Below are 11605 nucleotides of genomic sequence, written 5' to 3' on the forward strand. Positions count from 1 at the left end.
CTCCACATTACGGCGAGCGCTTACACCTTGCAAATAGAACTTGACTTCGTAAGTTTTGTCGGCCAGCAAGTCAATATTTTTACGGGTCAGTTGAACATGCCAATAATCAGAGCCGCCGTTGACGACAGAAATAAATCCGTCATTAAAAGTTGCGTAGGCACCATTATAGTTTGCAAGATTCCATTCGGAATACGGAAAATCAAACGAAAATGCGTAATTTAAAGGCGAAAGAACTGCAACAAGGCTATATAAAAGCAATCGTTTCAAAACGTCTCCTTGGCTAACCCTTTTTAAGAAAATTACATTATTTTAGTTTGTCAGTCAATATGAATAAGTTCACGAGCCGCAAAGAGCTCTTTTTGGCGTTTATACAGACCTAACGCACGTATCCACCCCATTTAGTCTGTATTTTTCGGCAATTTCAAAAAAACGCCTATGACATTGCCCTGCGAGCCTGTGTAAACGCAAAATACGAAAAATCCCCGCTCGGAAGCGGGGATAACATTTTAATTCAGCGAAGATAACCAGTATGCTAGTGGACGCTCTTGCCCCTATAGGGCTTCGGCGTGACAATGGAACGAGTCCGGGATGGCAACGCAGGCGTTACCTTCCAGCGGCGCTCATGTGCATTAGCGGCCAGCGGCCCTCTTCTGCATCTCCTTGCGCTGCGCTTCGGCGAAGAGGCGAGCCATTTCCATGCGGTTGTTTTCCTGTTCTTTCTTCTTGGTTTCTTCCTTGCAGTTCACGCACTTGGTCGCGGTCGGCACGGCCATCAGGCGCGCCTTCGGGATAAGCTGCTTGCAAACCTTGCATATGCCGAACGTACCGTTGCGGATGCGCTGGAGCGCCTCTTCCAGGTACACAAGATACTTGCCTTCGCGGGCGGCAAGCGAGAAAGTCGTTTCAAGCGTGTTGTAATCCGTAGCGGAGTCGGCGCTGTCAGAATCGCCACCGTCGCCAGACTGGCTCTTCTGTCCCTGGAATGCGTTAGCCCTTTCCGATTCGCTCTGCGCTGTCACCAGCTGCCGACGCTTCTCGACAAGCATCTCCTCGAAAAACTTCAAGTCAGCATCGCTCATTTTCGCGGGTTTTTTCTCACTCATGGCACACTCCTTTGTAGAGTCGGTTTAACACGTCATAGGAAATTATCTTTTTTTTAAGAAAAAAGGTTAACTTTTTTTTAGAAAATATCAATATTTAAGCGCAACCCGCTCTTCTTGACGTCCTGGGTGAGGGCATCGATGTCATTTGCGAGTTTTTCGAGCTTTCCGGTGAGCTTTCCGCGGCCCGAAGCGATCAGCCCGATGGTATTGTCGCCGGAATCCAAGCGCAAAACCAGGGAATCCGCATCGACCTTCAGCTCCTGCACCCCCGCGACCAGGGAATCCACGCGCGCAAGCAGCGCGGAGGCCTTCTCGACGGTCAGGGCACCGTGCGCGGCGGCATCGTTGATACCGGAACGCGCCTTCTCGAGCGTCGCCTCGCCCTTGTCGACCACCGCCAGAGCCTGTTCACGCACATCCGAAGCGAGCGAACTGGCGGCGTTCACTATCCTCCGGCCCTTTTTCCCGATTCGGTCAATCCGCTTGCCCGAAGAACCTATGGTGACAGAGTCCTTCAAGGCGACCAGCGTGCCCTTCATCTCGTCGAGGTCACCGAGCGCCTTGACAAGCATCTCGCTCACGCCCGAAAGCCCGTCGTCGAACGACCCGAATACCGTATCGCCGTCCGCGATCCAGTCCTGGTCTTCCGCGGTAAGGACGCACATCTCGCGCTCGCCCATGAGGCCCGCGTTGATGAGCCTGAACTGCGAATGCCTCGAGATCTTCGCTTCGGCAAGGACCTCCACCGTGACGAACACGGCGTCGTCCGTAAGCTCGACCGCCAGGATCTTGCCCTGCTCGATCCCGCGCACAATGACGCGGTTCCCGGGCGAAAGCGTACCTATGGTCTGGTAGCTCACCACGAACTTGTAGCGCGCATGGTAGGGGCTCGACGGGTGGAAGAAGTACCATCCGAGACAGCATCCCACGACCAATATCATGAACACGATAAAGGGGAAAAAGTTGTTCTTTATGAGGTTCTTTAACTGGTACATCGCCGGGAAAGATAGTATTTAGCGCAGTCTACTCATATAGCGACCAGTGCTCGATATCCATTTCAAGCAGGTCGTCGCTGTACTCGCCCTTCGCCTTCGCCTTGATTTTCTTCATGAGCCCCTCGTTGAAGTCGCGCGCCACGTTCTGGCCGTTCATCTTCATGAGGGCGTTCATCGCGATCACTTCGAGAATCACCGTGAGGTTCTTGCCGGGCGCCACGGGAATGACAATCTTCGGGATTCGCACCCCCATGACGACTTCCTCGAGCTCGTTGAGGCCGGTACGCTCGTAACGCACGTCGCGCTGCCAGGGCTGAAGTTCCACGATGACTTCGATCTTCTTCACCTTGCGGATGGCGTGGATACCGAACATCGAGCGGATGTCGAGAATGCCCACGCCGCGGATTTCCATGTGGTGGCGGATAAGCGGGTCGGGGCGCCCGATGATGGCGTTCCCCACGTGGCTGATGTGGACGACGTCGTCCGCAACCATGCGGTGGCCGCTTTCAACGAGGTCGAGCACGCATTCGGACTTGCCCACGTTACTGTCGCCCACGAAGAGCATACCGATACCGTAGACGTCCACGAGGCTCCCGTGGATAATGGAATGCGGCGCGAAGAACTCCTCGAGAATCCTCTGCGCAATCTTGTTGAACTCGTAGGTATGGAGCGTCGTCGAGAACAGCGGGATATGCAGCTTCTCGCACATCTCCTTGAGTTCGGCATGCGGCATCTGGGCATGCGTCACCACCCACATCGGGGCGCGGAATCCGGAAAGCGAATCGAAGACCTTCTTGCGGCCCTCGGGCCCGAGGCTTTCGAGGTAGTTCCATTCCGTATGGCCCACGACCTGAATCTGCTTGAAGCTGTACACCTTGGTGTAGCCCGCCATGGCAAGGCCCGGACGGTGGATACCGCTTTCGGCGATATTCGTGTCGAGGTCCTCTTCGGGGGTGTGCAACGCGAGCTGCAAATCCTTGCCGTAGTGACCAAAAAAGTCCCGCACCGGGAGCTTCTCCCGATGCAGGATCTTGATATCTTTCAATCTGGATTCGGACACGGCTTATGTCAGGTTGGAAATAGGCTGTGCGCGATGGTCATTCTGCTTTTCGTTGGCCTTCTTGAGCTGCACCTTCACGCGTTCCAGGGCGACATCGACCGCCTTACCCATGTTGTCCTCGTCGGCAGAGGCGACGACCACGGAACCGGTGATGTTCACGCTGATTTCGCAGTGGCGCTGGTGTTCGACTTCGTGGTCAAGGATTACGGAGGCGTTAGTGATGTTCGGGTAGAACTTTGCCAATTTGTCCATTTCTTCCTGAATACGGTCCTGGAGACCGGCAGATGCATTAAAGTGGCGAGCAGAAAACTGAATATCCATATGATACCTCCGTATAATTAAGATGGCATTTAGCGGGCATTTCGCCTCGCATTAAGAGTATATACATCTTTTTTTCGGAAAAAACCAATTGAAAAAAAGTTTTTTTCGAATAAAATCATCCCAATTGGAATAAAAAAGCCCCCAAAAAGGGGTTTTTTAGCAAAAAAACGCAAGATGGGGGCAAAATCAGAGGGTTTTGCGCTGGCGGGCGGGCAGAATCTTGAGCCTTTCCTCGCGGTACTTGGCCACCGTACGGCGGGCCACCTGGATGCCTTCCGCCGCAAGGGCGTCGGCGATGGCCTGGTCCGAGAGGGGCTTCTTCTTGTCTTCGGCGTCCACGAGGTTCCTTATCGCCTCGAGGATTCGGGCCGAGCCGACGACATCATCGTCGCCTTCGAAACCCTCGGGAACGCTGGCGGCCGGAACCGCACCCGCAGTAGCGTCGGGGCGCGGGGACACCGCGGGCGTAGCCGCGGCCGGGCGCTTGCCGGACTGGCGCACGCCCGAAGTGAAGAACTGCTTGAGCTCGTAAATCCCGAAGGGAGTCTCCACGTACTTGCCGTTGGTGACGCGGCTGACCGTAGAAAGGTCGCGCTTTACTTCGTCCGCAATGTCCTGCAGAACCATGGGCTTGAGGAACGAGGGCCCATTCTTGAAGAACGCCGGCTGGCGCTTCACGATGGCGCGCATCACCTGCTCCATGGTCGAGAAGCGGTTGTTCGCGGCGTTGATGAACTCTTCCGCCTTCCGCTTGTTGTTCTGGATATACTCGCGCGTCTCCTTGTCGAGCTTCACGCCGCTGCTCAGCATGTCGGTGTAGTACTTGTTCACGCGCAGCCTGCGCACCTTGTTGCGGGATTCCTGCGTGCACTCGACCTCGATGCGGCCCTTCTTGATTTCGACCTTCAGGTCGACATGCTTTATCTGCGTGGGGGCGTAAGAGAGCTGCCTGCCCGGATGCGGAGTGAGCCTGGAAAGCGCCGCCACGGCCTGCTGCACCGCCGCAGAAGAAACCGCCATCGCCTTCGCGATTTTTCCGTACCTAAGTTCGATGAGGTCGTCGAAATGCTTTTCGAGAATCTCTCGGGTAAGCGGCGGGAACGCATCGATTGCCTCCGCCTGGATGAGGAAACATTCCTGCATGTTGCGCGCACCGATTCCCTTCGGCGTAAAACTGCGAAGCACGTGGAACGCCTCGGCCACAGGGAGGCTCGCGTCCTCAAGGGCGACCTCGTAGCGGATGATGCGCTCGATCTCGACCACCAGCGGATCCTCGCCCGGGTCCGACGCCATCTTCATCATCACGTCGTCGGGTGCCGCCTGCAAGTAGCCGTTCTCGTCGAGACTGTCGATGAGGTACTGGATCAGCGTGCGGAAATGCGCCTCGGTACAGCCCGCTTCCTCGAGCTGGCGGAGCAGAACCGGAGTCCCGTTCCAGTCGCGCAGCTGGTCGCGCAGGTTGTCCTGCAAACTCTTGTCGCGGTCCTTCTGCGGGCGATCCCAATCGTCTCCCGCATCCTTCGAAGGAGCGTTCAAATCCTTTATCGGGGCGTCGTCATCGAACAGGCCGTCCGAAAGTCTCCGATCCATGTCGGAGTTTGTCGTGTTCTCCAGAATGTCGTAATCATGGTCGGCGGTATCTTCGAGCGTGCCGGACTCGAACTCCACTTCGCGTATGGAATCGTCATCGGAATCAGTATCATCGGTACGCTCGTCCACGGGCGATTCTTCGGGAGATTCGTCCTCGAGTTCGAGAAGCGGGTTCACCGCGAGTTCCTCGTTGATGGCGGTTTCCAGCTCCTGCGCCGTCTTCTGCAAGATGGCTGCGGACTGCAGCATCTGCGGCGAGATGTTTTGTTCCAGGCGCTGGGACTGCCCCAGTTGCATACCCATGTTCATAAGACGCCCCTAGTCCAGCCTGAAACTGTCACCCAAGTAAATGCGACGAGCTTCGGGATCGTTCGCGAGGTATTCCGAGGAACCTTCGGTGAGCACCTGGCTCTTGTACATGATGTAGGCGCGGTCGGTAATCGAGAGCGTCTCGCGCACGTTGTGGTCGGTAATGAGGATGCCCATGCCGCGGTCCTTGAGGCCCGAGATGATGGACTGGATGTCGGCCACAGCAATCGGGTCGATGCCCGCGAAAGGCTCGTCGAGCAAGAGGAACGACGGGTCGCTCGCAAGCGCACGCGCGATTTCCAAGCGCCTGCGTTCACCGCCCGAGCAGCTCATGGATTTTGTCTTGCGGATATGCGTAATCTTGAATTCTTCGAGCAACTGCTCCAGGCGCATCTTGCGCTCGCGACGCTTGAGTCCCTGCGTCTCGAGGATGGCCATTATGTTGTCTTCAACCGAGAGCTTGCGGAAGATGGAAGCCTCTTGCGGGAGGTAGCCCACACCGAGGCGCGCGCGCCTGTACATGGGCTTGTCCGTCATCTCGATGTCGTCGAGGAAAATGTGGCCCGAATCGGGGCGCACCATGCCCACAATCATATAGAAGGAAGTCGTCTTGCCCGCGCCGTTGGGACCGAGGAGCCCGACGATTTCGCCCTGCGACACGCTGATGGAAACGTCGCTCACCACCTGGCGACCGCCATAGACCTTGCGCAGCTTATCTGTACGGATTGTGCTTACCAGACTCTTCATGGTTTCTTTTCCTCCGTTTTGGCTTTTTCCTCGTTCTCCCGTTTCTGGGCACGTTTTTTTCGGTTCTTGAAAAATTGAGACGTCACAGCCCTGACATCGTCGCTTTCCAGTTCTTTCTTGTCCGGACTTGCGCCGCCCAGCGAATCGGAAACATCCGTCTTTACGCCCGCTTTCGCAAGCGAATCCTGGCGAGCCCTTTCCCTCGCGGCCTTGTTGCGCTGTTCCTTTTCAAGATCCACATAGCGACCGCTCGCCATGTTGCTGCGCCCGAGCAGCCTAAGCGTCTTGACCGCATTCTTGAGCGGGTCGAAAACGATATTGATGGTATCGCCCGCGGCCTCGTTCTTGCCCGAGACCGTGCGGTCCTTCTTCACGTAGAAATACGTGCTCTGCGCCTTGCCCGAGACGACGGCGTGGTCCATCTTGCCCTTGTTGAAATACAGGTCGAGACGGTTACCGTCCATGAGGTTCCTGTAGTTGGGAAGGTCCGTCTCGTAGAAGAATCCCTTCGCGTTCAGGTTCACGTACAGGCGTTCGATCTTGTTGTCCTTGAATTCACAGAAGAGCGTATCGCCGAAAGCTTCCGTCACGTTCCCCGGGGCGTTCCTCTTCGGGTCTTCCTTCGAGATGCCGTGTGCGTTCCTTATCACGAGCGCGGATTTGAGCGTCTTCTTCGCCTCGTCGATAACGAGGAAGATGGAATCGCCCGTGAGGTGATAGTTCTTCATGTCGAACGTCGGGTTGCCCTTCATCGAAAGCCATCCGTTCCCGCGGTCGAAATAGCCGGTGTCGCAGGTAACGACCATGTCTTTCTGCGTCACCTTCACGTCCTTGTACGCCTCGGCGAATGAGAACTTCTTGTTGTAGATAATCTTCCGCGCCTCGATAGTAGTCGTGTCGACGGCGCCGTTCTTGACCTTCTCGTACTGGAACAGCTTGGGCTTCTGCGGCATCGTCAATATTTCGTTCTCGCGGTCGTATTCCAGATAGTCGCCCGTAAACTTGTACGAATTCGCGGAATCGCCCGCGATCACATTCCCGTTCGCGATGGCGATGTTCTGCTTTTTGCGGTAGGTGCCGTTCTCGGCCTGGATGAAACCGCTCGGGTGCGTGAACAGGAAGCCGCCGCTGCACTGCACCACTTCGGCATCCTTGTTCCAGGTGGCATGCTGCGTACGGAACCGGACGCTATCGTGCACGAACAAAACGCGGCCATGCAACAGCAGGTTGCCGCGCTTGCGGGCGACGGCGAGGCTGTCCGCATGCTTCATGATAAGCGGGGACGACTGCGCGAAGGCAGAGCCCGAAAATGCGAGCGCAAGCACCAAAGCTACCGCGAGCAGTCGCGGAAATGGACGGCGCCGCATCATTCGCGCCTCTTTGCACGCGGGCGAGAATCAGAGGCGGGTTCCTGCCGAGCCGCCTTCGGGGCGTCTTTCGGAGACTGCGCGGCGTTATTCGCAGTGCCGCTCGCCGCCGGAGATTTCACGGCGTTTGCCGCGGGGGCAGGAGACGCACTCGCTGCCGGAGTCTTGTTTGCCGCAGGCGCAGCCGGAGCAGGTTTAGCCGTGGGCGCCTTGTGCGGAACCGGCGCAGGATGGGCAACCGGAGCAGGGTGTCCCTGCGGGGCGGAAGCCTGCTGCGACGAAGACGATTCCGCGGGCTTCTTCTCAAGCTCTTCCGCCTGCTTCTTGTCTTCTTCCTTCATGCGCTTCGCCGCATCCTGGAATATACCCGTCACGTTCGAGAGGATGCGCCAGTTGTCCATATGGGCGTCGCTCTCGAACCCCTTGCCCTGCAGCACGTCGCCGTCTTCGGAGACGACACGCACGTAGCTGTCGGTACGCACCATGTTGTCGCGCTTGTTCCACAGCAGGGAATCCGCGCGCACCGAGGCGCCCTTCGGGGTCAGCGCATACACGTGCCCGTAGGCGTACACATAAGTGAACTTCATGTCCATGCGGCCGGAATCCGCTCGCAGGAACGCGACACGCTCCCCGACGGAATCGTAAATGTCCACCAGCACCGGACGCATGAAAACAACTTCCTTGTCGGACCAGCGTTCCAGATACGCGGTCTTGAGCTTCCACGAAAGGACGTCCTTGTCGTAGCAGTCGAGGAGCGTCGTATCGGTAAAGAGCATCTGCGGGCGCTCCACGTGAATCCAGGGCTTCTCTTCCTCGATTTCTTCGCATCCGGCAAACAGGGCCGCACACAGCGCCAAAAGCACGACAGCGGAACGCGGTCCGGGCACACCCCGGAACAACACGCCTCCCATTATGTACTGCAAAAATCGTGCCATGCTTACAAATTACAAATAAAAAAGGGTAAGAATTGCGTAATTTGGGGGAATTCGGGGATTTTTCGCCTACAAATGCATATATTGATACCATGATTAATTTCTTCCTACAAATTTTTGGAGACTTGAGAGTTACTTCATCCCTTTTTATTTCCTCCTTGATTTTTGGCGTTCCTTGTTTTTTGGGCTTTTTATGCGCGGTATTTTACCGGAACCTTAAATTCAAACTTTTGTGGATTACGCTTTGGTCCACAATTCTATGCTCTTTTATCGGAGCCTGTATTTACCTTACAAGCGGAGCAGTCAACTTCAATCCGCCAAGCAGCAATATACCTCACTTAACGATACTTACATTCAGCCTAGTTATATTCCTTCACATAGCTTGTCTTTTTTGCAGCAAATTTTTCAAATTCAAGAAAGTTTTCCATTGGTTGTTAGTCTTGTTGATTCCGGCATCGACTTTCTTCATTACGGCCCATTTCATGTGGAATATAGCAAAAGAACCTTGGGGTTCAATTGTCAAATCATCCCTGCAGAGTGCAGACCTTGAAAACGCACCAGATGCAGAATTCGAAATAGAATATTCATTTATCGGAAATAGCTGGAATGAATTCAGCACAGTAATTTTCCGCAAGCAGAATGCCAAAATCATATACCGCACCATATACAGCATGTGTGAGGACTTCGCCTATAGAGGCGATTCCATTTATGATGATTTTGTCTTAAAAAGAAGCGATTACGCCGGCGACACCAGCCAATGGAAAAAACTAGACGATAAAAAAATTCCTATCGTGAAAGAATTGAAAAGAAATATCGAAGATTATGAAATCGAATATACTTGGGTAAATTCGTACTCTTTTTTATACGACGACGCAATTATCGTTTCATTGAAAAATTTTCAAAGCCAATCTCACAAAGAACTTGTTCTAAAAAATTCTTCGGAAGCTGGCATCCACAAAGCCATCGCCATAGAAAAACTCATGCGCGAAGCATGGCCTGCACGAGAAGCGTTCACGACGCTTACGGAAGAAGAAGTCCAGAAGAAATGCAAGGAAGTAAAAAAAGACGACCCCGGCACTGATGAGCCCAGGGAGATGTTGTTGTGATGTCATATCGGCATCGATTGTTCTGTATAAAAAAGCTCCCGGCGCAGTGACCGGGGAAACATAGTAATACAAGACTTTACTGAATCCTATTGGATTCTGCGAACCCTCCAGGATGACACACAAGCATTGTCACCCTGGACCCTGGAGCACAAGGTGCGATAGGGGATAGGGTCCATAGGATGACAGTCTGCGATTAGCCTTCGCGGCCAAGCATGAACGCCTTCTTGTTCCCTTCGTGGAACTTTTCGGCGAAGAGCTTGTTCAAAGCGACAGTCCACTGTTCGACAGTGAAGTCGAAGTGCTTGCTCAGCTTGCCGAGCATCGCGACGTTCAGGGCCTTCACGTTTTCGAGTTTGGAGACGTCGATGTCAGCCGGAGTCAGCAGCACGCCGCCCTGCTTGAGGAAGGCCTCGTTCACCACGACCTGCGTCTCGTCGAATACCACCAAGTAGTCGGCTTCGCCCGTCGGGATCATCGGGGACTGGACTTCTTCGCCCTTCGCAAAGCGAACATCAGAAGCGATGGAACCGCCGCGCTGGCTCATGCCGTGCACTTCGGCCTTCTTCACGTCGTAACCCTGTTCGAACACGAGTTCCGCCATCACGTCGCTCGCCTTGATAACGCCTGTGCCACCGAGGCCGGCAAATTTCACGTTAACTACGCTCATAAAAACTTCTCCTTAAAAGTTGCCGTTCTTCTTGGCGGCGGCTTCGGACTCGGCGAGAGCCTTTTCCGCCTTTTCCTTGTTGGCCTTGTCCCAGGCGAGGATGCTCTTGAGAGCGAGGATGCAGGGGCTCTTCGCCACGATGAGCGTGAGCTCGTCCTTCTCGAGCGCTTCCTTAACGAGACGCTTGAATTCTTCGGGTTCCTTGACCTGGTTGACTTCGTAGACGTTGTCGAAACCGGCAGTCTTCGCGATGGCGCCGTAGTCGAGCTTGTAGGCCGGGCTATGGTCGAGGTGACGGCCCGTACCCGGGTGTTCCTGCTGACCCGTCATGGCGGTGATGCTGTTGTCGAGGATAATGACCACGTGGCCGGTGTCGGGACGGTTGTAGCCCGCTTCCACGAGGCCGGTGATGCCGCTGTGCACGAAGGTGGAGTCGCCGATCACGGAGACGACCTTCTTGGCCTGTTCGCGCGGGAGCACGTTACGCAGGCCGATACCCATGCCGATAGCGGCACCCATGTCGATCATGTAGTCCATGGCGCTGATGGGCGGGAGGGCGGCGAGCGTGTAGCAGCCGATGTCACCGGAAACGATGCAGTCGAGTTCCTTGAGCACGGCAAACGAGCTGCGGTGCGGGCAGCCCGGGCAAAGCATAGGCGGCTTGCCCTTGACCGGGACCGGATCCGGGTTCTTGTCGCCGGCGATAATACGGCGCACGCGGTTCACGTCGAGTTCGCCGAAGCGGAAAATCGGGTCGAACTTGGATTCGCACTGGATACCGGCGGCCTTGATGTTCTCGGCGAGCCACGGGTCGTTTTCTTCAATGACCAGGAGGCGCTTGCCTTCGAACTTCTTCGCGAAATCCTTGATGAGCTGCATCGGCAGCGGGTAGGTCATGCCGAGCTTGAGGATGCTCGCTTCGGGGGCGGCTTCACGCACGTGGTGGTAGCTGATGCCGCTCGTGATGATACCCATGTCGGCGCTGCGCATTTCCACCTTGTTCGGGCCTTCGGCCACGTTCCAGGCTTCCATCTCGTCCATCTTGGCGCGGAGCTTGCGGCCAGCCGGCTTGGAGAAGCCGGGCACCATCACGTGCTGGGCGATATTGCGCTCGAAGTTCGGCACCATGGCCGGGAGTTCTTCCTTCGGGACCACGATGGACTTGGAGTGGTCCACGCGGGTCGTCATGCGGAGTATTACAGGAATCTTGAACTTTTCGCTGGTCTGCACCGCAATGCGGAAGAAGTCGTAGGCTTCCTGGGAGTTGGAGGGCTCGAACATCGGGCAAACGGATGCCTTCGCATGGTTGCGGGTATCCTGCTCGTTCTGGGAACTGCCCTGACCCGGGTCGTCGGCAACGATCCACACCATGGCACCGTCCACGCCCGTGTAGGTCGCGGTGTAGAGC

Annotated in this window: 12 protein-coding genes; 1 reads left to right on the plus strand and 11 read right to left on the minus strand. The window is 55.6% G+C overall.

The window, feature by feature from the left end:
* From IK012_RS09955 to lptC, 9 genes are all read right to left on the minus strand, one after another.
* The coding region (locus IK012_RS09955) for a hypothetical protein (protein ID WP_290953862.1) at window positions 1-267 on the minus strand (267 nt) is incomplete at its 3' end.
* Between the two features lie 362 nt (window positions 268-629).
* Window positions 630-1103: a TraR/DksA C4-type zinc finger protein gene (locus IK012_RS09960; protein ID WP_088638631.1), complete on the minus strand. Its 474-nt coding sequence runs from the start codon at window positions 1101-1103 to the stop codon at window positions 630-632.
* Between the two features lie 77 nt (window positions 1104-1180).
* Window positions 1181-2098 (minus strand): MlaD family protein, encoded by a 918-nt coding sequence (locus IK012_RS09965; RefSeq protein WP_290953867.1) that lies wholly within the window; start codon window positions 2096-2098, stop codon window positions 1181-1183.
* Window positions 2099-2126: 28 nt separating this feature from the next.
* On the minus strand, window positions 2127-3158 hold the full coding sequence (gene hprK / locus IK012_RS09970; RefSeq protein ID WP_290953869.1) for an HPr(Ser) kinase/phosphatase: 1032 nt from the start codon (window positions 3156-3158) through the stop codon (window positions 2127-2129).
* A gap of 3 nt (window positions 3159-3161) precedes the next feature.
* Complete coding sequence (gene raiA, locus IK012_RS09975; protein WP_173380096.1) at window positions 3162-3479, minus strand: ribosome-associated translation inhibitor RaiA; 318 nt, start codon at window positions 3477-3479, stop codon at window positions 3162-3164.
* Between the two features lie 186 nt (window positions 3480-3665).
* On the minus strand, window positions 3666-5378 hold the full coding sequence (gene rpoN, locus IK012_RS09980; protein WP_290953874.1) for an RNA polymerase factor sigma-54: 1713 nt from the start codon (window positions 5376-5378) through the stop codon (window positions 3666-3668).
* Between the two features lie 9 nt (window positions 5379-5387).
* On the minus strand, window positions 5388-6125 hold the full coding sequence (gene lptB / locus IK012_RS09985) for an LPS export ABC transporter ATP-binding protein (protein ID WP_173380094.1): 738 nt from the start codon (window positions 6123-6125) through the stop codon (window positions 5388-5390).
* The gene (locus IK012_RS09990) at window positions 6122-7495 is read right to left on the minus strand and encodes a hypothetical protein (RefSeq protein WP_290953877.1); all 1374 of its coding nucleotides are present in this window, start codon (window positions 7493-7495) and stop codon (window positions 6122-6124) included. Before IK012_RS09990 ends, lptB begins: the two co-directional genes overlap by 4 nt.
* Complete coding sequence (gene lptC, locus IK012_RS09995) at window positions 7492-8427, minus strand: LPS export ABC transporter periplasmic protein LptC (RefSeq protein WP_290953880.1); 936 nt, start codon at window positions 8425-8427, stop codon at window positions 7492-7494. The genes IK012_RS09990 and lptC overlap by 4 nt, the downstream gene beginning before the upstream one ends.
* Window positions 8428-8516: 89 nt before the next feature.
* Here lptC and IK012_RS10000 point away from each other — a divergent pair, with 89 nt between their 5' ends.
* On the plus strand, window positions 8517-9530 hold the full coding sequence (locus IK012_RS10000; protein ID WP_290953883.1) for a hypothetical protein: 1014 nt from the start codon (window positions 8517-8519) through the stop codon (window positions 9528-9530).
* A gap of 193 nt (window positions 9531-9723) precedes the next feature.
* Here the strand turns inward: IK012_RS10000 and IK012_RS10005 are convergent, their stop codons facing one another.
* Both IK012_RS10005 and IK012_RS10010 read right to left on the minus strand, forming a co-directional pair.
* Complete coding sequence (locus IK012_RS10005) at window positions 9724-10197, minus strand: 2-oxoacid:acceptor oxidoreductase family protein (RefSeq protein WP_097036067.1); 474 nt, start codon at window positions 10195-10197, stop codon at window positions 9724-9726.
* 12 nt (window positions 10198-10209) lie between these two features.
* The coding region (locus tag IK012_RS10010; RefSeq protein ID WP_290953886.1) for a thiamine pyrophosphate-dependent enzyme at window positions 10210-11605 on the minus strand (1396 nt) is incomplete at its 5' end.

Source organism: Fibrobacter sp., assembly GCF_017551775.1.
Classification (GTDB): domain Bacteria; phylum Fibrobacterota; class Fibrobacteria; order Fibrobacterales; family Fibrobacteraceae; genus Fibrobacter.

Bases quoted from the DNA above. Each gene is read 5' to 3' on its own strand.
- IK012_RS10000 (WP_290953883.1), top strand. From the start codon at position 8,517: ATGATTAATTTCTTCCTACAAATTTTTGGAGACTTGAGAGTTACTTCA.
- lptB (WP_173380094.1), bottom strand. From the start codon at position 6,125: ATGAAGAGTCTGGTAAGCACAATCCGTACAGATAAGCTGCGCAAGGTC.
- IK012_RS09990 (WP_290953877.1), bottom strand. From the start codon at position 7,495: ATGATGCGGCGCCGTCCATTTCCGCGACTGCTCGCGGTAGCTTTGGTG.
- IK012_RS09960 (WP_088638631.1), bottom strand. From the start codon at position 1,103: ATGAGTGAGAAAAAACCCGCGAAAATGAGCGATGCTGACTTGAAGTTT.
- IK012_RS09965 (WP_290953867.1), bottom strand. From the start codon at position 2,098: ATGTACCAGTTAAAGAACCTCATAAAGAACAACTTTTTCCCCTTTATC.
- rpoN (WP_290953874.1), bottom strand. From the start codon at position 5,378: ATGAACATGGGTATGCAACTGGGGCAGTCCCAGCGCCTGGAACAAAAC.
- raiA (WP_173380096.1), bottom strand. From the start codon at position 3,479: ATGGATATTCAGTTTTCTGCTCGCCACTTTAATGCATCTGCCGGTCTC.
- lptC (WP_290953880.1), bottom strand. From the start codon at position 8,427: ATGGCACGATTTTTGCAGTACATAATGGGAGGCGTGTTGTTCCGGGGT.
- IK012_RS10005 (WP_097036067.1), bottom strand. From the start codon at position 10,197: ATGAGCGTAGTTAACGTGAAATTTGCCGGCCTCGGTGGCACAGGCGTT.